The organism is Sandarakinorhabdus sp. AAP62 (assembly GCF_000331225.1).
Lineage (GTDB): Bacteria > Pseudomonadota > Alphaproteobacteria > Sphingomonadales > Sphingomonadaceae > Sandarakinorhabdus.
Genome location: NZ_ANFY01000010.1, coordinates 52,710 through 73,805, shown reverse-complemented (window position 1 = coordinate 73,805; position 21,096 = coordinate 52,710). Strand labels below are relative to the sequence as shown.

Annotated in this window: 22 protein-coding genes; 13 read left to right on the top strand and 9 right to left on the bottom strand. The window is 65.4% G+C overall.

Going from position 1 to position 21,096, the window contains the following annotated elements; genetic code table 11:
- Positions 1-80: 80 nt before the first annotated feature.
- The 8 genes from D619_RS0111075 to D619_RS16400 all read left to right on the top strand — a co-directional run bounded on the left by D619_RS0111075 (position 81) and on the right by D619_RS16400 (position 6,713).
- A complete protein-coding gene (locus tag D619_RS0111075) occupies positions 81-524 on the top strand; it encodes a MucR family transcriptional regulator (protein WP_026090968.1) in 444 nt (147 codons plus the stop codon).
- A 125-nt stretch (positions 525-649) separates the two neighbouring features.
- Positions 650-1,072 carry a Fur family transcriptional regulator gene (locus tag D619_RS0111070; RefSeq protein WP_026090967.1) on the top strand — a complete coding sequence of 141 codons (423 nt, stop codon included), beginning with the start codon at positions 650-652 and terminating at the stop codon, positions 1,070-1,072.
- 7 nt (positions 1,073-1,079) lie between these two features.
- Positions 1,080-1,868 carry a lysophospholipid acyltransferase family protein gene (locus D619_RS0111065; RefSeq protein ID WP_017668659.1) on the top strand — a complete coding sequence of 263 codons (789 nt, stop codon included), beginning with the start codon at positions 1,080-1,082 and terminating at the stop codon, positions 1,866-1,868.
- Between the two features lie 73 nt (positions 1,869-1,941).
- The gene (gene miaB / locus D619_RS0111060) at positions 1,942-3,291 is read left to right on the top strand and encodes a tRNA (N6-isopentenyl adenosine(37)-C2)-methylthiotransferase MiaB (protein WP_026090965.1); all 1,350 of its coding nucleotides are present in this window, start codon (positions 1,942-1,944) and stop codon (positions 3,289-3,291) included.
- Positions 3,291-4,301 (top strand): PhoH family protein, encoded by a 1,011-nt coding sequence (locus D619_RS0111055; RefSeq protein ID WP_017668657.1) that lies wholly within the window; start codon positions 3,291-3,293, stop codon positions 4,299-4,301. Before miaB ends, D619_RS0111055 begins: the two co-directional genes overlap by 1 nt.
- Positions 4,301-4,810 carry an rRNA maturation RNase YbeY gene (gene ybeY, locus D619_RS0111050; RefSeq protein ID WP_017668656.1) on the top strand — a complete coding sequence of 170 codons (510 nt, stop codon included), beginning with the start codon at positions 4,301-4,303 and terminating at the stop codon, positions 4,808-4,810. The genes D619_RS0111055 and ybeY overlap by 1 nt, the downstream gene beginning before the upstream one ends.
- A gap of 2 nt (positions 4,811-4,812) precedes the next feature.
- On the top strand, positions 4,813-5,736 hold the full coding sequence (locus D619_RS0111045; RefSeq protein ID WP_033373445.1) for a hemolysin family protein: 924 nt from the start codon (positions 4,813-4,815) through the stop codon (positions 5,734-5,736).
- 98 nt (positions 5,737-5,834) lie between these two features.
- Positions 5,835-6,713 (top strand): nucleotidyltransferase domain-containing protein, encoded by an 879-nt coding sequence (locus tag D619_RS16400; protein WP_017668654.1) that lies wholly within the window; start codon positions 5,835-5,837, stop codon positions 6,711-6,713.
- 70 nt (positions 6,714-6,783) lie between these two features.
- On the opposite strand, the gene D619_RS0111035 is transcribed toward D619_RS16400, so the two are convergent.
- Positions 6,784-7,440: a YggS family pyridoxal phosphate-dependent enzyme gene (locus D619_RS0111035; protein ID WP_026090964.1), complete on the bottom strand. Its 657-nt coding sequence runs from the start codon at positions 7,438-7,440 to the stop codon at positions 6,784-6,786.
- 4 nt (positions 7,441-7,444) lie between these two features.
- Entirely contained in the window at positions 7,445-8,218 is a 774-nt protein-coding gene (locus tag D619_RS18325) for a hypothetical protein (RefSeq protein ID WP_017668652.1), read from the bottom strand.
- 236 nt (positions 8,219-8,454) lie between these two features.
- Here D619_RS18325 and D619_RS0111025 point away from each other — a divergent pair, with 236 nt between their 5' ends.
- Genes D619_RS0111025 through holA form a run of 4 tightly spaced genes read left to right on the top strand, consistent with a single transcriptional unit; the run spans position 8,455 to position 13,034 of the window.
- On the top strand, positions 8,455-8,895 hold the full coding sequence (locus D619_RS0111025) for a DUF3576 domain-containing protein (RefSeq protein WP_026090963.1): 441 nt from the start codon (positions 8,455-8,457) through the stop codon (positions 8,893-8,895).
- A gap of 8 nt (positions 8,896-8,903) precedes the next feature.
- Positions 8,904-11,459: a leucine--tRNA ligase gene (gene leuS, locus D619_RS0111020; RefSeq protein ID WP_017668650.1), complete on the top strand. Its 2,556-nt coding sequence runs from the start codon at positions 8,904-8,906 to the stop codon at positions 11,457-11,459.
- A 22-nt stretch (positions 11,460-11,481) separates the two neighbouring features.
- Positions 11,482-11,964 carry an LPS assembly lipoprotein LptE gene (gene lptE, locus D619_RS0111015; RefSeq protein ID WP_017668649.1) on the top strand — a complete coding sequence of 161 codons (483 nt, stop codon included), beginning with the start codon at positions 11,482-11,484 and terminating at the stop codon, positions 11,962-11,964.
- Positions 11,964-13,034 carry a DNA polymerase III subunit delta gene (holA, locus tag D619_RS0111010; RefSeq protein WP_017668648.1) on the top strand — a complete coding sequence of 357 codons (1,071 nt, stop codon included), beginning with the start codon at positions 11,964-11,966 and terminating at the stop codon, positions 13,032-13,034. The genes lptE and holA overlap by 1 nt, the downstream gene beginning before the upstream one ends.
- A gap of 196 nt (positions 13,035-13,230) precedes the next feature.
- Here holA and D619_RS0111005 read toward each other — a convergent pair whose 3' ends face one another.
- The 6 genes from D619_RS0111005 to D619_RS16395 form a co-directional block, all read right to left on the bottom strand.
- Positions 13,231-14,103 carry a ParB/RepB/Spo0J family partition protein gene (locus tag D619_RS0111005; RefSeq protein WP_017668647.1) on the bottom strand — a complete coding sequence of 291 codons (873 nt, stop codon included), beginning with the start codon at positions 14,101-14,103 and terminating at the stop codon, positions 13,231-13,233.
- 8 nt (positions 14,104-14,111) lie between these two features.
- Positions 14,112-14,888: a ParA family protein gene (locus tag D619_RS0111000; protein WP_017668646.1), complete on the bottom strand. Its 777-nt coding sequence runs from the start codon at positions 14,886-14,888 to the stop codon at positions 14,112-14,114.
- On the bottom strand, positions 14,885-15,505 hold the full coding sequence (rsmG, locus tag D619_RS0110995) for a 16S rRNA (guanine(527)-N(7))-methyltransferase RsmG (RefSeq protein ID WP_017668645.1): 621 nt from the start codon (positions 15,503-15,505) through the stop codon (positions 14,885-14,887). The genes D619_RS0111000 and rsmG overlap by 4 nt, the downstream gene beginning before the upstream one ends.
- A gap of 1 nt (position 15,506) precedes the next feature.
- Positions 15,507-17,351 carry a tRNA uridine-5-carboxymethylaminomethyl(34) synthesis enzyme MnmG gene (gene mnmG / locus D619_RS0110990; RefSeq protein WP_026090962.1) on the bottom strand — a complete coding sequence of 615 codons (1,845 nt, stop codon included), beginning with the start codon at positions 17,349-17,351 and terminating at the stop codon, positions 15,507-15,509.
- A gap of 323 nt (positions 17,352-17,674) precedes the next feature.
- Positions 17,675-18,979: a tRNA uridine-5-carboxymethylaminomethyl(34) synthesis GTPase MnmE gene (gene mnmE / locus D619_RS0110985; RefSeq protein WP_017668643.1), complete on the bottom strand. Its 1,305-nt coding sequence runs from the start codon at positions 18,977-18,979 to the stop codon at positions 17,675-17,677.
- A gap of 10 nt (positions 18,980-18,989) precedes the next feature.
- A complete protein-coding gene (locus D619_RS16395; protein WP_017668642.1) occupies positions 18,990-19,238 on the bottom strand; it encodes a DUF6489 family protein in 249 nt (82 codons plus the stop codon).
- A 147-nt stretch (positions 19,239-19,385) separates the two neighbouring features.
- Between D619_RS16395 and D619_RS0110975 the strand changes: the two genes are divergently transcribed.
- Positions 19,386-20,351, top strand: a complete 966-nt coding sequence (locus tag D619_RS0110975; protein WP_017668641.1) for a quinone oxidoreductase — start codon at positions 19,386-19,388, stop codon at positions 20,349-20,351.
- Between the two features lie 68 nt (positions 20,352-20,419).
- Here D619_RS0110975 and D619_RS0110970 read toward each other — a convergent pair whose 3' ends face one another.
- Positions 20,420-21,076: a YjbE family putative metal transport protein gene (locus tag D619_RS0110970; RefSeq protein WP_020480468.1), complete on the bottom strand. Its 657-nt coding sequence runs from the start codon at positions 21,074-21,076 to the stop codon at positions 20,420-20,422.
- Positions 21,077-21,096 lie beyond the last annotated feature (20 nt).

Here is a 21,096-nt window from a genome sequence, read left to right as displayed (position 1 = left end):
TTGCAAAACCCTTTCCCAAAGCTCAATGGGACAGTTGCGGCTAACAAGACCGCAAATGTTCAAGGGTCAAGGACATCAACATGACAGAAAGTTCACAATCTCACGCCGAGTTGTTGGCACTCACCGCCGATATTGTCTCGTCGCATTTTGCCAACAACACGGTTGCACCCGGTGAAGTTCCCGGTGTGATTGAAAGCGTTTACGCCACGCTCGCACGGTTGGGCACGCCCGTCGAAGCGCCGGCGCCGAAGCAGGAGCCGGCCGTGGCCGTCCGCTCGTCGATCAAGCCGGACTATATTGTCTGCCTGGAAGACGGGAAGAAGCTGAAGATGCTGAAGCGTCACCTGATGACGCGTTATGGCATGACGCCCGACGATTATCGCACCAAGTGGGGCCTGCCGGCCGATTATCCGATGGTTGCGCCCAACTATGCCGAACAGCGCCGCACGCTCGCCAAGTCGATCGGCCTCGGCACCAAGCGCACGTCCAAGCCGCGCGGTCGCCCGCGCAAGAACCCGGCCTGAATCCGGCCAGAGTCGATTGCCGGGCGCGGGAGGGTCGCGCCCGGCAATTACCCCGCTTGCTCCAGCCCGCGTTGGCCCCTAATTGAAGGGGCAGGGCAGCCAATGGGTACAGCGGGAGAATGGCAGTGACCACGCCCATCGATATCGAAGCGCTGTGCCTGAAGAAGGGCCTGCGCATCACCGAGCAGCGCCGGGTGATCGCCCGCGTGCTGAGCGAAGTCACCGATCACCCCGATGTGGAATCGCTGCACCGACGGGTGGCGGAGGTGGACCCGCGCATTTCCATCGCCACCGTCTATCGCACGGTGAAATTGTTTGAAGAAGCCGGGATATTGGAACGCCATGAATTCCAGGGCGGCCGCTCGCGCTATGAAACCGTGGCCGATGGCCATCATGATCATCTGATCGATATCGACACTGGCGACGTGATCGAATTCCACGATCCGGAGATCGAGGATCTGCAGCGCCGCATCGCCGAAAAGCTGGGCTATCGTCTCGTCGATCACCGCATGGAGCTTTATGGCCAGGCCCTCAAGAAGCCAGCCTGAACCTCCGATGCAACGCCGCCCGCCATCGGCCAGGCGCCTGGGGAAGACCCGCACCGCACTTGGCGCGGTTGCCACTGCCGCTGCTACTGTGCCGGCCGAGTTGCTGCTGCGCGCGATTACCCTGCGCAACCGGCCCTATCTGCCGATCTGGTTTCACCGCGGCCTGTCGCGATCGCTGGGCTTGCGCATTCACATGCATGGCCTGCCGCCCACGCACGGCAAGGTGCTGTATATCGCCAATCACCTGAGCTGGACGGATATTCCAGTGCTGGGTGCCCGCATCAACGCCAGTTTCGTCGCCAAATCCGAAGTGGCCGGCTGGGGCCCTGTGGGCTGGTTCGCCAGCTTTGCTCATACGGTCTATGTGGCGCGGGAACGCCGTTCGACGGCCGTCGCACAGAAAAACGAGATTGCCGATCGGCTCAACAAGGGCGGCTCGATCATCCTGTTTCCCGAAGGCACCAACAGTGATGGCACCGGTGTGCTGCCGTTCAAATCGGCGCTGTTCTCGGTGGTGGGCGATGTGCCGGGCCTGATCATCCAGCCGGTCACCCTGGCTTATACCCGCGTCAACGGCCTGCCCGTCACGCGCCGGCAACTCCCCGATCTGGCCTGGGTGGGCGATACCGAACTGGGCCCGCACGCCATCGGCTTCATGGGGCTGGGGAAAATCACGGCAGAAATATTGTTCCACGATCCCATCGATCCGGCCAATTTTCCCGATCGCAAGCAGCTGGCCCGCCATTGCCACACGCTGATTGCCGCCGGTTACCGCCGGCTGATGCGCGGCGGGTGATGATGGGCTGATGACAGGTGACCCGGCGGGGCAAAATGGCTATGGAGAGACAGCAAGCCACCGGAGCCCCCACTTGACGTCCCGACCCAGCCCCAAGACCTTTCACGTCAAGTCCTTCGGCTGCCAGATGAACGTCTATGACAGTGAGCGCATGGGCGATGTGCTGGCCGGCCAGGGGCTGACCGCCGTGGAGTCGCCCGAAGCTGCCGACGTTGTGGTGCTCAACACCTGCCACATCCGCGAGAAGGCCGCCGAGAAACTCTATTCGGATATTGGCCGCCTGCGCCAGCCGCGCGCGGATGGCAGCCGTCCGACCATCGTGGCTGCTGGTTGCGTGGCCCAGGCTGAAGGCGCGGAAATTGGCAGGCGCGCGCCAGCGGTGGACGTGATTGTTGGCCCGCTCGCCTATCACCGCCTGCCCGAACTGCTGAAGCAATCCGAATCCGGCCGGGCTGTCGATATCGACATGCCGACGGTGCCGAAGTTCGATTCCCTGCCCCAGCGCCGCATCACGCCGGGGAAATCCGGGGCCAGCGCCTTCCTCACCGTGCAGGAAGGCTGTGACAAATTCTGCACCTATTGCGTGGTGCCCTACACGCGCGGACCGGAGATCAGCCGGCCTGCGGCGGATCTGATTGCCGAAGCGCAGGCGTTGGTGGCACGTGGTGTGCGCGAGATCACCCTGCTTGGCCAGAATGTGAACGCCTACAACGGTGGCCTCAGCCTGTCCGGCCTGATCCGGGCGCTGGCGGAAATCGAGGGGCTGGCGCGTATCCGCTACACCACCAGCCACCCGCGCGACATGCATGACGATCTGATTGCCGCGCATGTCGAGGTGGCCAAGCTGATGCCCTATCTGCACCTGCCCGTGCAGTCCGGTTCCAGCCGCATCCTGAAAGCCATGAACCGCGCTCACACCCGTGAATCCTATCTGGAAACCCTGGCCACCCTGCGCGCGGCCCGTCCCGATATCGCACTGTCGGGCGATTTCATCGTTGGCTTCCCCGGCGAGACCGAGGCCGATTTCGAGGACACGCTGAGCATCGTGCGCGAGGTGCGCTATGCTGCGGCCTACAGTTTCAAATACAGCATCCGTCCCGGCACGCCGGCAGCGACCATGGCCGATCAGGTGCCGGAGGCTGTGAAGGACGAACGCCTTGCCCGTCTGCAGGCCGCCATCACCGAAGGCAGCCTCGCCTTCAACCGCTCCACCATTGGCCGGCGCTGCATGGTCCTGCTGGAACGGCCGGGCCGCAAACCGGGTCAGCTGATCGGCAAGACACCCTGGCTCCAGTCCGCCGTGGTTTCCATCCCCGGCGCCGCCATCGGTGATCTGGTCGAGGTGGACATTGTCGATGCCCACCCCAATAGTGTCGAAGCCGTTCCGGTAACGCCCTCCAAGCAGGAAAGTGCAGCTGCCTGATGTCGAAAAAAGCCCCGCGCGGACCGCTCATCGCCACCGATCGTGTCCGGCTGGAGATCGAGTTCGACAAGGTGCAATTGCTGGGGCCGCTGTTTGGCCAATATGATCAGAATCTGATCGCGCTCGAAGGCCAGCTGGGTGTCTATATCAGTGCCCGCGGCAATCGCGTGGTGGTGGAAGGCCAGGCTGAATCCGCGGCCCGCGCCCGCGATGTGCTGACCACGCTCTACAGCCGGCTGGTGAAAGGCGAGCAGATCGATACTGGCGACGTTCTCGGTGCCGTGTCCATCGCCTCCGACCCGTCGCTGGACGGGCTGATTCGCGCCGATAGCGGCGCTGCGCCCACCACCGCTGCCATCCGTACCCGCCGCAAGACCATCGTGGCGCGTTCGCCCACCCAGGTCCGCTACATCGAGGCGCTGGGCTCGTCGGACGTGATCTTTGCCCTCGGCCCGGCCGGCACCGGCAAGACCTATCTCGCCGTTGCACAGGCCGTCAGCCAGCTGATCGCCGGCAGCGTGGACCGGCTGATCCTGTCGCGCCCCGCCGTGGAAGCCGGCGAGCGGTTGGGCTTCCTGCCCGGTGACATGAAGGAAAAGGTCGATCCCTATCTGCGCCCGCTTTACGACGCCTTGTACGACATGCTGCCCGCCGAACAGGTGGAGCGGCGCCTGGCCAGTGGCGAGATCGAGATTGCGCCGCTGGCCTTCATGCGCGGGCGCACCCTGGCCAATGCCTTCATCATCCTCGATGAAGCGCAGAACACCACGCCGCTGCAGATGAAGATGTTCCTCACCCGCTTCGGTGAGCGCAGCCGCATGGTGATCTGCGGCGATCCCAACCAGGTCGATCTGCCGGTGGCGGGTTCCTCCGGCCTGGCCGATGCCGTGCGCCGGCTGGACGGGGTGGAAGGCATCAGCACCCTGCGCTTCTCGGTCAAGGAAGTGGTGCGCCACCCGATCGTTGGCCGCATTGTCGAGGCGTATGAAGGCCCGGCCAAGGACGGTTGATGCTGGTTGTGGAAACCGATGTGGTGGCGGGCGACTGGCCCGCGGCGGACTGGCCGGCCCTGACGCGGTCGGCCGTGGCGGCCGCGCTGGCCGAAACGCCCTATGGCGAACTGGCCGATGCGCCCATGGCGGTGGAAGTGGCGGTGCGCCTGTCCGACGATGCCGAAGTGCACACGCTCAACCGCCAGTATCGCGACAAGGACAAGCCGACCAACATCCTCTCCTTCCCGATGCTCGCCCCCGACATGCTGGTCAGTCTGGCCAACAGCGATGATGGCGAAGTGCTGGTGGGCGATCTGGTGCTGGCAGCGCAAACCGTGGTGCGCGAAGCGGCCGAGAAAGGCTGGAGCGTGACGGATTACGTGGGCCATCTGGTTGTCCACGGCACGTTGCACCTGCTAGGGTATGATCACGAAACCGGTGATTGGGACGCCGAGCAGATGGAGGCGCTGGAACGCGCCGCCTGCGCCCGGCTGCACCTGCCCGACCCGTATGAGGAAGATCAGTAACCATGCCCGAGGGCGACAGTAGCGGCGACAGCCATTCTCGATTGCGCAGCAGCCGCTGGTGGCGGCAGCTGCGCCAGTTGATCAGCCGCACCCCCGAACATAGTTTGCGCGAAAGCCTGGAAGAGGCGATCGACGAAGCCGAAGACGCGCCCGCCAATGGCAAGAACGGCGATGATCTGGGCCCGGTGGAACGCGCCATGATGCGCAACATGCTGCACCTGGGCGATGCCTGTGCGGGCGACAGCGCCGTGCCGCGCGCCGATATGGTGATGTTTGATGCCGATGCCGGCTTCCCGGCGCTGGTGGCGCGCTTCCGCGATGCCGGCCACAGCCGCATGCCGGTGTGGCGCGGCGACCGCGACAACATCATCGGCATGATCCACATCAAGGATGTCTATTCCCGCATCGCCGATACGTTCAACGACGCGGTCAGCTCCGCCCCGTTGCACGATTTGCCCATCGAGCCGCTGTTGCGCGAAGTGCTGTTCGTGCCGGCATCGATGCGCATCGTCGATCTGCTCGCCCAATTGCGCGCCGGCCGCACCCACATGGCGATCATCATCGATGAATATGGCGGTGTCGACGGGTTGGTGACGATCGAAGATCTCGTGGAAGAGATCGTCGGCGACATCGAAGACGAACACGACGAGGTGGAAGCCGCGCTGATCCAGGAAGTCGGCGAACGCCTCTGGGAAGCCGACGCCCGTCTCGCCATCGACGATCTCGAACAGACGCTGGACGTGAATCTGGCCGACGACGAAGTGGGCGAAGACGTTGATACCCTTGGCGGCCTCGTCTTCATGCTCGCCGGCCGCGTGCCTGCCCCCGGCGAATTCGTCGACCACCCGGCGGGCTGGCGCTTCGAGGTGATCGACGGCGATCCACGGATGGTGAAGCGACTGCGGATACAACCGCTGGCGGCTTGATTCAGGAAGAAGTGGGGCCTCCGGCGGGCAGGGACGCAGTCCCTGCACCCGTTTGTTTTGGTTTGGCCTTGTATAGCGCGCCGTTTTATATTCGGGCCATGGGTACCGCCTTGTCACGTGAGCAGGACGCGCTGATTTCCGACGTCAGCGCGGGCTTGGCGCGCATCACTGGCGTCGCAGCGGTCGTGCTGGGTGGGTCGCACGCCCGCGGCCGGGCGCGGCCGGATTCCGACATCGACATCGCCCTTTATTATCGCCAGCGCCAACCCTTCGCGATTTCGGCCATTCGCGACCTCGCCGCCCGCTGCAACGACACGCCGGAACCCGTGGTCTCCGGCTTTGGCGAATGGGGGCGCTGGGTCGATGGCGGCGCCTGGCTGACAGTGGGCGGGCAGCGGGTTGATCTGCTCTACCGGCAGATCGACATGGTCGAGCACACGCTGGCAGAGGCCCTGTGCGGGCGCTTTGAAGTGGATTTCGCCCAGCAGCCGCCCTTTGGTTTCTTTGGTCCGACGGTGCTTGGCGAAGTTGCCATCGCCAAAGCGCTTTTCGATCCGGCTGGGCTGGTTGCCGAGCTCAAGACCAAAGTGATGCCCATGCCCGATGCCTTGCGCCGAGCCGTGGTTCAGCAATGTCTGTGGAGCGTGGACTTCGGCTTGCGCGCCTTTGCACCGAAATTTGTTGCCGCCGGCAATGTCTATGGCGCCGTCGGCTGCTTCACGCGCTTTGCCAACGCGTTGGCGCTGTCGCTGTTTGCGCTGAACGGCGTGTATCTGCTGAACGACAAGACCGCCATGACCGAGATCAGTGAGTTCCCGCTGACAGTACCAGATTTTTCGGATCGCCTGTCGACTGTCCTTGGCACAGCTGGCACGGAACCGCTCCAGCTTGGCCAATCAATGGCCGACATGGCCAAGCTGTTCGAGGCGACGGCCACGCTGGCGGGCGATCTTTATCGACCAACCTGGAATTTCTGACCGGCCCGCATCGCCGCGACCACCCGAAAACGAACGGGTGCAGGGTCTGTGACCCTGCCCGCCGGAGGCTTCATCTGCTGCCGAACAGCGCGCTGCCCACGCGCACCACGGTCGAGCCCAGCAATGCCGCCGTTTCGTAGTCGCTCGACATGCCCATCGACAGACCGGAGAGGCCCAGCCGCTTGGCGTGTTCGGCGAGCAGGGCGAAGTAGGGGGCGGGTTCGACGTTTGCCGGGGGGACGCACATCAGGCCGACCACGTTCAGGCCGGCGGTGCGTGCCAGATCCAGCAGGGCGGGCAATTCGGCAATCGCGCAGCCGCCCTTTTGTGCCTCGTCGCCGATGTTGACCTGCAGGTAGCAGGCCGGGTGCTTGCCGGTGGCGGTTTGCGCCTTGGCCAGCGCCGTCACCAGCGACGGGCGGTCGACGCTGTGGATCACGTCGAACAGGGCAACCGCTTCGGCGGCCTTGTTGGATTGCAGCTGGCCGACGAGGTGGAGCGTGATTCCCGGTGTTTCCGCCAGCATCTCCGGCCATTTTGCCGCCGCTTCCTGCACGCGGTTCTCGCCGAAGTGGCGTTGGCCGGCGGTGATCAGGGGGCGGATGGCATCGGCGTCGAAGGTTTTGGAGATGGCGACGAGCAGCGGTTTTTCCGTGCGACCGGCATCGCGGCAGGCCCGGTCCAGGCCTGCCTGCACGTCTGCAAGCCGCTGCTGCGCGTCACTCACCGGATCAGAAGGCGATGCTGGTGCCGAGATAGACGGCTTGATCGTCGCGGTTGGGCAGCACCAGCGACGGCGGTTCCGGCGCGATGCGATAGCGCATGCCGCCAGTGACAGAGAAGCGCGGCGCCACGCGATAGGCGCCGCCCAATTCGACGCCATAGCGGCGCGTGAGCGGAGCGAAGGCCAGCGGCTGGCTCTGTTCGGCGGTGCCTTGCAGCGACGTGCGCCAGTTGCGGCCACCGTAGGACAGGCCCAGGTTGAGCTGGTCGGTCATGCGGCCGGACAGCGGTGTGGCGAGCACCGGTTCGGCGTGGGCAAAGCCGGTATCGATGGCAAAGCCCTTCCAGCCCAGCGACACGTTCACGCCATAGCCGGCGGGGACCACGAAACTGTCGGTCGGGGCGGCGGCGCGCGAGCGATCGACCACCGGGGTGGTGACGCGGGCGGCGACGCCAAGCGACAGGGCGCGGCGGTTATCGGCCTGGCCCGATGGGGTGAAGCGGAAGGCGCTGCCCAGCGATTGCGGCATGGCCGGCGCGCCGGGGGCGGTGAAGGCAAAACGACCAACTTCGCCGATCTGCGGCTGGAAGGGTGTGAGCGGGGTTTCGACGACCAGGCGCTGTTTCTGGGCCTTTGCGGGTGTTCGGGCAGCCATTGCCGGCGTTGCCGAAACCATCGCCGCCACGCACAGGGCGGCAACGGCCAGCCAGGCCCCCGCAAAGGTCTTGGCTGGATTCTGCGGCGCGCCTGCCAGCGCGAGCGAATCGGCACACGGTTTCATACAATTTTGTCCTATCAACACCGGGACATGAATCCCATATGACAATAAGCGTAGCCTTTGCCTGAACGGCCACGGCCCGGGCGTTTTCATTGTCCGTGTGGCGGCATGCACACAGTTGCGATGCGTTGCGGCGGATTTCCGTGGCGCTGCGGGCTTGGCGGGGCGGGTGCAACATGCCAAAAGGCAGGCCGGTCAGCGGCCGTTTCCGGCCGGTTTTTCGTGATGAAGGTTCTGCCATGCGGCGAATTGCAACCCTGGTTTTCCTGACGTCGCTGGCGGTGCTGACGCCGGCCTGTGGCAAGAGCAAGCGGCCAAAGCTTTCCGCCGAAGCCCCGGCCCGCGTCACCACGCTTGGCATCAACACTTATTTGTGGCGCGCCGCGCTGGATACCATTGCTTTCATGCCGCTGGCTCAGGTCGATTCCAATGGCGGTGTGATCATCACCGATTGGTATGTTTCCCCGCAGAGCGCCAATGAACGCGTGAAGGTGACCGTGACGGTGCTGGATACCGAATTGCGCGCCGATGCCGTGCGCGTGGCGGTGCAACGCCAGACGCTGGGTGCCACCGGTTGGACCGAAGCCACCGTGCGTGCCGGCACCGTGCAGCGGCTGGAAGAAACCATATTGGGCAAGGCGCGCGATCTGCGCCGCAGCGCCATTTCCCCTGATCGCTGAGTCCGTTCATGCCCCGGTTTGACCACCAGGCCGCCGAAGCGCGGTGGCAGGCGCTTTGGGACGAACGGCAGAGCTTTGCCGCGCACGACGGCAGCGCCAAGCCCAAGAGCTATGTCCTTGAGATGTTTCCCTATCCTTCGGGGCGCATCCACATGGGCCATGTGCGCAACTACACGATGGGCGACGTGGTGGCGCGCACGCGCCGGGCGCAGGGCTTTGAAGTGCTGCACCCGATGGGCTGGGATGCGTTCGGCATGCCGGCCGAAAATGCCGCGATGGAAAAGGGCGTTCACCCTGGCGGCTGGACCCGCGCCAATATCGCCGCGATGCGTGCCCAGCTGAAGCGGCTGGGCTTTGCGCTCGATTGGTCACGCGAACTGGCCACCTGCGAGCCGGATTATTACGGCCAGGAACAGGCGCTGTTCCTCGACATGCTGGCGGCCGGGCTGGTGTATCGCAAGGAATCGGCGGTGAACTGGGACCCGGTCGACATGACCGTGCTGGCCAATGAGCAGGTGATCGATGGCCGCGGCTGGCGATCGGGCGCGCTGGTCGAGCGCCGCAAGTTGAACCAGTGGTTTCTGAAGATCACCGATTTTGCCGACGATCTGGTCGACGGGCTGAAGTCGCTCGATCAGTGGCCTGACAAGGTCAAGCTGATGCAGGAAAACTGGATCGGCCGTTCAACCGGGCTGCGCTTCACCTTTAGGGTTGCCCCCTCTCCGCTTGACGGAGAGGATCAAGGTGGTTCCGGCGGCAGTTTCGACGTGTTCACCACTCGGCCCGATACGTTGTTCGGTGCCAGTTTCGCTGCGATCGCCGCCGATCACCCGCTGGCGCGCCAGTGCGCGGAAAACAACCCGGCATTGGCCGCTTTCATCGCCTCTGCCCAAGCCGGCGGTACGGCGGCCGCCGATATCGAAACCCAGGAAAAACTGGGCTTTGACACGGGTTTGAGCGTCATCCACCCGCTTGATCCCGCCATCCGCCTGCCGGTGTTCGTCGCCAATTTCGTGCTGATGGATTATGGTACTGGCGCCCTGTTCGGCTGCCCCGGCCATGACCAGCGCGATCTGGATTTCGCCCGCAAATATCAGCTGCCGGTGATCCGCGTGGTGGCCGAAGAGGGCGAGGAGAATGCCCCCATTCACGACGAGGCCTACACCGGCCCCGGCCGTATGGTGAATTCGCGCTGGCTGGACGGCATGAGCGCCGACGAGGCCCGCGCCGCCGTGATCGCGCGGGCCGAGGCCGAGGGCTGGGGCGAGGGCGTCACCCAATATCGCCTGCGCGATTGGGGCGTGAGCCGCCAGCGTTATTGGGGCACGCCGATCCCGATCATTCACTGCGAGATCTGCGGTGCGGTGCCGGTGCCAAAGAAGCAGCTGCCGGTGATCCTGCCCGAAGACGTGACCTTCGACGTGCCGGGCAACCCGCTCGATCGCCACCCGACGTGGAAGCATGTGGATTGCCCGCAATGCGGCAAGCCGGCCCGTCGCGAGACCGACACGCTCGACACTTTCACCAATTCATCGTGGTATTTCATCCGCTTTGCCAGCGCGCCCGATGATCGTCCGTTCGATCCGGCCGTGGCGGCAGGATGGCTACCGGTCGGCCAGTATATCGGCGGGGTGGAGCATGCCATCCTGCACCTGCTCTATGCCCGTTTCTGGACGCGCGCCCTGCAGCATATCGGCATGCTCGACGTGGCGGAGCCGTTCGCCGGCCTGTTCACGCAAGGCATGGTGACGCACGAAACCTACAGCCGGCCGCAGGGAGAAGGCCTGCCGCCAATCTGGTTCTCGCCGGACGAGGTGGAGCGCACCGGGACCGAGGCGACGCTGAAGGATGACGGCCAGCCCGTCGAGATCGGGCGCGTCATCAAGATGTCGAAATCCAAGAAGAATGTCATCGATCCCGATGCCATTCTGGGCCGCTATGGCGCCGATGCCGTGCGCTGGTTCGTGCTGTCCGACAGTCCACCGGAACGCGATCTCGCCTGGTCGGAAGCAGGCATCGATGGCGCCTGGCGCTTCGTGCAGCGCGTGTGGCGCCTGGCCGAAGACACGGCGACCGCGGCCGGTGGCGCCGCCGACGTGAAGCTGGATCGCAGCGTGCACCGCGCCATCGCCGCCGTCACCAGCGATATCGACAAGCTGCAGTTCAACAAGGCTGTCGCCCGCCTGTATGAGCTGGTGGGTGCTTTGGAACGCAGTGCTGCCGGCCCCAGCCGCCGCGCCGGGGTGATCACGTTGGTGCAGCTGGTGGGGCCGATGGCGCCGCACCTGGCCGAAGAGGCGTGGGCGCTGCTTGGGCAGGATGGCCTGGTGTGCGATGCCGCCTGGCCTGTCGCCAATCCGGCGCTGCTGGTGGACGACGAGGTGACCATTGCCGTGCAGGTCAACGGTAAGCTGAAAGGTGATTTCACCGCCGCCAAGGGCAGCGACAAGACCGCGCTGGAAGCCATCGCACTGGCGCTGCCGGGCGTGATCCGTACCCTTGACGGCGCCGCGCCAAAGAAGATCATCGTGGTTCCCGATCGCCTGGTGAATATCGTTGCCTGATACCCGCCCTCTTCTGCTCCTGATGCCGGCGATGCTGGCCTCCATGCTGTTGTTGGGCGGCTGTCAGCTCACCCCGGTCTATGCCGGTGGCAGCACCTCTGCTCCTGCAACCCTGCTGGCCGATATCGCTATCGCGCCCATCCCGGAACGAGCCGGTTTCATGGTGCGGCAGGCACTGGCGGACCAGTTCGGCCTTGGTGTCGCCAACCCGCGCTATCGCCTCGAAATCGCGCTGGATGATCAGATTACCGCCTTTGGTGTGCGCGGCGACTCCTCGGCCGCGCGGGAACGCCGTACCCTGCGGGCCCGTTACCGCCTGATCGACGCTGCCACCGGCACCGTGCTGGTGGACGATACCGCCGCCGCCGACGCCGGCATCGATCGTGTCAGCTCCAATTTTGCCGTCGTCGCCGCCGAAACCACGGCGTTGGAGCGGCTGTCGACCGATATCGCCCGCCAGATCAGCGCGCGGCTCGCCCGCTACGCCCGCGCCGCAAAAGGCTGATGAAGGCCGACGCGGCCCGGATTGCGGCCATCGCCCGCGCCTGGCCTGCGGATGTGCGGCTGGTACTGCTGCACGGCCCCGATGAATCCACCTCGCGCGACATGGCCGGCCAGGTCACCGCCGGGCTGGGTGCCGGGATGGGTGGGGGCATCACCATCACCGAACTCGCCGGCAACACGCTGAGATCGGATCCGCAAGCGTTGATGGCCGCCGCCACCAGCCTCTCCATGTTCGGGGATCGCGAACTGGTGCGCGTCGATGGCCTCGATGATGATGCGTTGGCGGCCGTCGAAGCGTTGCTGGAAGGGCCGCCCGGCCACCCGGTGCTGGCCGTCGCCGGCAGTTTCAAGAAGGGCAGCAAGCTGCTGACTCTCGCCGACAAGCACCCCGCCATTGCCGCCTGCATCAATTACGAAGCCTCCCTTCGCGACGCTGGCCGCCTGCTCGCCGAGATGGCAGCACCGCTCGGGCTGCGGCTGGATCGCGGCGTGCCCGAAGCCCTGTTCGAAAGCGCCAGCGGTGATCGCATGATCATGCGCCGCGAACTGGAAAAATACGCCCTCTACAAGGATGCCAGCCCGCAAAGCCCGCAGCAGCTGACCGCCGAAGATCTTGCCGCGCTGGGCATCGCCACCGGCGAAGCCGAGCTCTTCGCTCCCATCGCGGCCATCACCACCGGCGACGTCGCACAAGCCACTGACCTCATCGGCCGCTTGCCCGACGGCACCGCCATACCCTTGCTGCGCGCCCTCGAACGCCGCTTCGCCCAGCTCACCCAATTGCGCATCGAAGTCGATGGCGGAGACACCCCGGCCGCCGTCGTCGAAAGCCAGGGCAAGGCGATTTTCTGGAAGGAAAAGCCGATCATTATCAAGGCGCTGTCGCTGTGGACGCAGCCGGCCCTGGCGGCGGCCATGGGCGACATCCTGGCCGCCGAACGCGCGGTGAAGGCGACTGGCAGCCTGGCCGATCTCGGGGCGCAGCAATTGTTGCTCGATCTGACGCGACGGGCGGCCGTGGCTGGTTCGAGGGGAAGAAGTGGGCCTCCGAGGGCACCCATCGAAACATAGTTTCGATGGGACCCGCCGCGGGCAGGGGCTGAGGCCCTGCACCCACTTTCGAATTTGCCTTGAGCGTGAAATCAAGGAAAGCGCCGCAGGCAAGTTCACATTGCCTGCGGCGCTGTCCCTTGTGTGATGGGCTGCCCGAAAACAAACGGGTGCAGGGTCCGCGACCCTGCCCGCCGGAGGCAGTTCTCTTGATGCCTCAAGCCACGCCCAGCTTGCTGCACAACATGTCGAGTTGATCGAGGTCGGCAAAGCGGATGGTCAGGCTGCCGCTGCTGGCACCGGGGGCGACCTGCAGGGCAACCGGCATTCCGAGGGCTTCGGCGAGTTGCTCTTCAAGCGCGTCGCTGTTGGGATCGTTGGCCGCGGGTGTTGGTGCGGTGCGGTTGGATTTCGGTTTGGCCTTGCCGCCGGCGACGAGGGCTTCGAGGGCGCGGACCGAAAGACCTTGTTTTACAGCGCGTTCGGCCAACGCTTCGGCATTGGCCACCCCAACCAGCGCCCGGGCGTGGCCCATGGAGAGGGCGCCTGATTCCACCAGCGTCTGCACCGTGGCCGGCAGATCGAGCAGGCGCAGCAGGTTGGTGACATGGCTGCGCGACTTGCCGACGATTTCGGCGAGCGCGGCCTGGGTATGACCGAAATCGGCGATGAGCTTCTGGTAGCCGCGCGCTTCTTCGATGGCGTTGAGATCGGCGCGCTGGATATTCTCGATCAGCGCGATTTCAGAGACTTGCCGATCATCCAGCCGGCGGAGCACCACGGGGATTTCATGCAGCCCGGCAGCCTGTGCGGCGCGCCAGCGGCGTTCACCGGCAATGATCTGGTGACGGCCTTCATGGGGGCGCACGAGGATCGGCTGCAGCACGCCATGGGCTTTCACCGAGGCCACGAGTTCCGCCATCGCCGTTTCGTCGAACTGGCGGCGCGGCTGGCCGGGGTTGGGCACGATGTCGGCGACGGGCAGGCGGACAACGCCAGGTGCAGTGGCGGTGGGTGGCGCCGCAATGTCGTCGAGCAAGGCCGAAAGCCCGCGGCCAAGACCGGATTTGCGCTTCGTGTCGGTCATCATCTCTCTCGTCAGTTGGCCACGACCAGCGGGGTATCCAATCGGTCCAGGAGCTCACGGGCCAGCGCCAGATAGGCTTCGGAGCCGGCGCAGCGGCTGTCGTAGATCAGAGCCGGCAGGCCGTGGCTGGGCGCTTCCGACAGGCGGACATTACGCGGGACCTGTGTTTTCAATACCTTGGCGCCCATCACGGCTCGCACATCGGCGCAAACCTGATCAGACAGGCGATTGCGGCGATCGACCATGGTCAGCACGATCCCGAGCAGTTCGAGCCGGCGGTTGAGCCCGGCCTTGACCCGTTCGATGGTGCCAAGCAGCTGGCTCAGGCCTTCCAGGGCAAAGAATTCGCTCTGCAGTGGCACCAGCACGGCATCGGCGGCGACCAGTGCGTTGACCGTGATCAGGCCGAGCGAGGGCGGGCAATCGATCAGCACAAAGTCGAAGGCCGGCAGGCTGGCGAGGGCATCCGCCAGCCGGTTGGATCGACGATCGGCATCCACCAGTTCGACTTCTGCGCCGGCGAGGGCCGGGGTGGCGGGCAGGATGGAAAGGCCAGGGATGACCGTATCGCGCACAGCGTCGGCGGCGGGCACGCCATCGACCAGCACCTGATAGATGGACGGGTCGCGATCCTTGCGACCAACGCCGAAACCGGTGGAGGCATTGCCCTGTGGGTCACTGTCCACCACCAGCACGCGCTTGCCGATGGCGGCCAGGGCCGTGGCGAGGTTCACCGCCGTGGTAGTCTTGCCGACTCCGCCTTTCTGGTTGGCGACCGCGATGATCATCGGCGTTTCACCCCTGTTGCGACCACGATACGGGCATCGGAATCGGTGCGGCTGGGAATCAGCTGGTGGGCAAAGTGGAACCGGTTGGCGGCGCTGGCAAGCTCTTCCTGCACCCGGGCACCCTTTGGCAGGATCCAGCGTGTACCGCTGCCGGCAAAGCGCAGGCCCCAATCGAACAACGTTTCCAGGCTGGCGGCGGCGCGGGCCGTGATGATGTCGAATTTGCTGCCGGCCAGTGTCTCGACGCGGACATTGGCAATTGTCACGTGGCCGACGGTGTCCGTTTCGTGGGCCACCGTGTCCAGAAAGCGGCATTTCTTCGTGATGGATTCCACGAGCGTGATGTTGGATTGAGGATCAAGGATCGCGAGCACCAGGCCAGGGAAGCCGCCACCGGCGCCAATATCGAGCCATGACTTGCCAGTGCCAGCAATGGCCAGCAGTTGCGCCGAATCACGGAAATGCCGATCCCAGATATGCGGTAGGGTGGACGGGCCGACCAGGTTCATGCGCTGCTGCCATTCGGTGAGCAGCTCGGCATAGCGATCAAGCTTGGCCAATGTTTCACGTGAAACATCAAACTCGCCCGCAAAGGCGGCGCGGGCATCATCGCTCATCTCAGGCGGCCCTGCGGGTGGTGTATGGGAGCAGGGCGATCAAGGCGGCGGGTGTGATGCCCGGCACGCGACTGGCGGCGCCGAGGGTGAGAGGACGGGCACGGCTGAGGCGCTCGGTCATCTCCCTGGAAAGTCCCGCCACAGCCGCGTAGTCAAGATCGGCGGGCAATGTCAGCCCTTCGTCCCGGCGCAAGGCGGCGACTTCGGCTTCCTGCCGGGCAATGTACGCGGCGTAGTTGGCATCCACAGCAAGGCTGGCGAGCAGATCATCGGGCACTTGCGCCAGTTCCGGCCAGACGCGGCGAGCCGCCTCGTGGCTGACAGCCGGAAAGCGCAGCCAGTCGAACAGGGAACGCAATTGGCCGTCCTGACGAACTTCGATACCGTGGTTGGCCAGTTGATGCGGTGTGGCCGATAATTTGTCGAGCAGGGCGCGGGCGGCCTCGCGCGAGGCCTGTTGGTTTGCGAAGTCAGCAGCTTGCGCGGCGGGGATGAGGCCGAGATCAAGGCCCAGCGGTGTCAACCGCTGATCGGCATTGTCGGCCCGTAACCGCAGGCGATACTCGGCGCGGCTGGTGAACATGCGATAGGGCTCAGCCACACCGTGCGTGGTGAGATCGTCGATCATCACGCCGATATAGGCAGAAGTGCGGTCAACGTTGAGCGCGGGCAGGCCAAGCGCAGTCGCCGCTGCGTTGGCGCCGGCCACAAGGCCCTGTGCGGCGGCTTCCTCATAGCCAGTAGTGCCGTTGATCTGGCCCGCCAGGAACAGGCCCGGCACATCCTTGGCGGCCAGGCCCGGCGTCAAAGCGCGGGGATCGACATGATCATACTCAATGGCATAGCCGGCGCGCAGAATGCGGGCGCGCTCAAGTCCCTTGATCGAGGCGATGAACTTTTCCTGCACATGTAGCGGCAGCGACGTCGAAAGGCCGTTGGGATAGATGGTGATGTCATCATAACCCTCCGGCTCCAGGAAAATCTGGTGGCCGTCACGATCGCCAAAGCGCACCACCTTGTCCTCGATCGACGGGCAATAACGCGGGCCGACCGAATCGATATGGCCCCCATACAAGGCCGATTCGCCCAGGTGATCACGGATGATGCGATGCGTCTCGGCATTGGTCCGTGTCACGGCACAGGGGATCGGCGGCCGGCCATTGGCCTTGCCAAATCGGCTGAAGCGCGGATCATCGGCATCGCCATGCTGCCAGTCCAGCACCGCCCAATCGATGCTGCGGCCATCCAGCCGGGCCGGAGTGCCCGTCTTAAGGCGGCTCACCGGCAAGCCCATCGCCCGCAGCGCCGCGCCAAGATCGCTCGCTTGCGCGCCAACCCGGCCACCGGCTTCGCGCTGGCTGCCAATGTGCATCATGCCACCCAGGAAGGTGCCGGTGGTCAACACCACGGCCGGCGCATTCAATCGGCCGTGTGCGGTCTCGACACCCGTGATGCGGCCCTGCTCCAGAACCAGCCCCTCCACAGCAGTGGCAATGACAGACAGGGTCGGGAACGTGGCCAGCACCTCGGCCATCGCCGTGCGATACAGCGCACGATCCACCTGCGCGCGTGGGCCGTGGACGGCCGGGCCCTTGGAGCGATTGAGCAAGCGCGACTGCAAGCGAGCCGCATCTGTCACCCGCCCCATGATGCCGCCCAGCGCATCAATCTCGGTGACCAGGTGGCCCTTGCCGATGCCACCCACCGCCGGGTTGCAGCTCAACGTGCCGGGATCATCGGCGCGCAGCGTGACCAACGCCACACGCGCGCCGCGCCTGGCAGCGGCTGCGGCTGCCTCGCAACCGGCGTGGCCGGCGCCGACGATGATGACGTCGTAATCGTGCATGGGGTTGTCCATAGCGATTCGTTGGTGATGTTTCACGTGAAACATTCGAGCAGGAGAGAAGGATACCTCCGGCGGTCAGGGGCTGAGCCCCTGCACCCACTTTCGTTTGAGGCGGTGCTTCAGGTTCGAAAGGCAGCGCCGCAGGCACTTTTCATTGCCTGCGGCGCCGATGAGCGCGCTTCACGCAAAGCGCGCACGAAAACAAATGGGTGCAGGGACAGAGTCCCTGCCCGCCGGAGGCATTCTTCAATCATCAACTTCAACAACCCCTCACCCCGCTCGCCTGCGGCGAGTCGACCCTCTCCCGCAAGGGGAGAGGGAAACTACTTCCCGATGCAGAAGCGGCTGAATATGCGGTCCAGCACGTCGTCCACGCCGATCCGTCCCGCGATGCGGCCGAAGGCGTGGGCGGCCGCGCGGAGGGACTCGGCGCGCAGGACGGGTTCAGGGGCGTCGGCGGCGTCGCGCAGGGCGGTTTGTGCGTCGGCGAAGGCGGCGCGGTGGCGGGCGTGGGCCAGGAGTGCGGGCTCGCCGGGGCGGGTGGTGGTGTGGGCCCAGGCGGCGAGCCAGTCACGCAGGGCGGCCATGCCGGCACCGGTGGTGGCGGAGACCGCGAGGGTAGCTTGTGGCAGTTCGGGCTGGCCGAGGTCACATTTGTTGAGCAGCTGGAGGTGGGGCGGGCCGTTGGCGGGGGGCGTGGGCCAAGCGGGCGCGTCGGCGCTGGCGACGCTGATGACGAGATCGGCGGCGGCGGCGCGGCGGCGGGCGCGGGCAATGCCTTCTGCCTCGATTGGGTCGGTGGTGTCGCGCAGACCGGCGGTATCGATGAGGACCGCGGCGATACCGCCAAGATCCACAGGGACTTCGATTGCGTCGCGGGTGGTGCCGGCGATGGGGGTGACGATGGCAGCGTCACGCATGGATAAGGCATTGACCAAGCTGGACTTTCCCACGTTTGGCGGCCCTGTGACGGCGATGGAGAGGCCTTCACGAATACGTGCGGCGCGGGCGGAATCGGCGATCAGGCCGGCCAGCTCCTCGGCCATGGCGAACAATTGGTGGCGAGCGGCTTCATCGAGGCGTTCGGCGACATCTGCTTCGTCTTCGGCGAAATCGAGGCCGGCTTCGGCTTCGGCCAGCAGCATCAGGCAGCGTTCGCGCCACTGATCAGCCAGGCGGCCGAGGGCGCCGCCGGCAAGGGCGAGGGCCTGATCGCGTTGGCTGGCGGTTTCGGCGCTGACGAGATCGGCGAGGCCTTCGACTTGCGCCAGATCCATGCGGCCATTGGCGAAGGCGCGGCGGGTATATTCGCCGGGTTCCGCGAGGCGCACACCGGGCAGGGCAGTGAGGGCGGCGAGCACGCCGGAAACGACGGCGGCGCCGCCGTGCAGGTGGAATTCGGCCAGGTCTTCCCCGCTGGCGCTGTTGGGGCCGGGGAAGATGACGACGAGGGCTTCATCGAGCAGTGTATCGCCGGCGTGGAGCCGGCACAGGCTGAGGCGGCGCGGTGGCGGGATGCGGCCAGCCAGGGCTTGCACGGCGGCAAGGGCGGCCGGGCCAGACAGGCGGATGACGGCGAGCGCTGCCGGCGGACGGCCGCTGGCCAGCGCCGCGATGGTGGCGGTCATCTCTTGTCGTTCAGCCTTGCGACTTGCCGGCGGCGGCGCTGAGCCCGGCCATCATCAGCTTCTGCCATTGTTCGAAACCGCCGGCGATGCCGGGCGCCCAGTTCTGCATCATGCGCTGCCAATCGGCGGCCGTGATGCCTTCGGTCATCGCGGTCTTCATGCGATCAAGATAGACATCGTGCAGCGGCTGCAGATCGGGCAGGCCGAAGAAGGCGCGGGCTTCTTCCGGCGTGCAATCGATGTCGAAGCTGATCTTCATGGCCGCAATGCCTCTTTTCCTTGGCTCTGTTCGCGTTAGTGTAGCGGCGGGAAGTGGCAATCGGCAAGGTGATGCTGAGTCGAACCGCCATTTGAGCAAAAACAATCAGTTACCGCGCAACATAAGTGCAGCATAAGGGGAGTGGGCATGAAGGCGATCCGGATCGATGCGAGTGGTGGCCCGGAAATGATGCAGTGGCAGGATATCACGCTGCCGCCGCCGGGGCCGGGTGAGGTGCTGCTGCGCCATACGGCGATCGGGCTGAATTTCATCGATACCTATCACCGGTCCGGCCTCTATCCGATTGCCTACCCGTCTGGTCTGGGGCTGGAAGCGGCTGGCGTGGTGGAGGCCGTGGGCGAGGGTGTGACGATCCCGGTGGGCACACGCGTGGGCTATTGCTGGGGGCCAATCGGCGCCTATGCCACGCACCGCAACATTGCCGCAGCGATGCTGGTGCCGTTGCCGGATGGCGTATCGGACGACATGGCCGCGGCCGGGCTGTTGAAGGGCTGCACCACGGAATTCCTGGTGGAGCGCTGCGCGAAGGTGCGGCCGGGGGACTGGGCACTGGTGCCGGCAGCCGCGGGTGGTGTGGGCCTGTTGCTGATGCAATGGCTGAAGCTGGTGGGGGCGACGGTGATCGCGGTGGCCGGCACGCCGCAGAAACTGGCACTGGCGGCGGCGCACGGGGCCGATCATGGCATATTGGATGGCAGCGATGTGGCGGCGCAGGTGCGGGCGCTGACCGGCGGTCGCGGTGTGGATGTGGTGTTCGACGGCGTGGGCAAGGACAGTTGGGAATCGAGCCTGGACAGCCTGAAGCGGCGCGGGCTGATGATCAGCTTCGGCAATGCATCCGGCCCGGTTTCGGGTGTGGATCTGGGCATATTGGCGCGCAAGGGATCGCTGTTTGCGACGCGGCCGACGCTGTTTGATTATTATGCGAGCACCGAAGAGCGGCTGCAGCATGCGGGTCGCGTTCTGGGCCTGATGGCCTCTGGGGGCCTGAAACTGGCGATCAACCAGCGCTACAAGCTGGCCAATGCCGCGAAGGCGCACGAGGATCTGGCGGCGCGGCTGACGACGGGATCGACGGTGCTGGTGCCTTAGGGGGCGTTGCCCCCTCACCCCGCTCGGCTGTGCCAAGTCGACCCTCTCCCGCAGGGGGAGAGGGGTGATTACATGCCAACCATCGGCTGCACGATGGGGGCGACTTCGTTGAAACCCTCCCAGATCATCTTGAAGGCGACATAGACGATCACGATCAGGCCGACATAGGCGATCCAGCGGTAGCGTTCGATATATTGGGCGATGATGTTGGCCGCGATGCCCATCAGCGCGACCGAGAGCACCAGGCCGGCGATGAGGATATCGGGGTGTTCGCGGGCGGCACCGGCGACGGCGAGCACGTTATCAAGGCTCATCGATACGTCGGCCAGCGCGACCGACCATGCGGCGGCGGCGAAGCTCTTGGCCGGCGGCGGCGCATCGGTGGCGACGAAATCATCGCTGTCGCTGCCCGGCGCGTCGATCAGGGCAGTGCGCGGGTTGATTTCGCGCCACATGCGCCACGCCACCCACAGCAGCAGCAGGCCGCCGGCGAGGATGAGGCCGACGATCTGCAGCAATTGCGTCACGGCCAGCGCAAAGCCGATACGCAGCACCAGCGCGGCGATGATGCCGATCAGGATCACCTTCTTGCGCTGCGCCGCCGGCAGGCCAGCGGCGAGCGCGCCGACAACAATGGCGTTGTCTCCGGCCAGCACGACATCGATCAGCACCACCTGGCCAAAGGCGGACAGGGCTTCCGGGGTGAGCAGGTGGGCGAGGTCCATGGCCGGCATGTAGGGTGTTG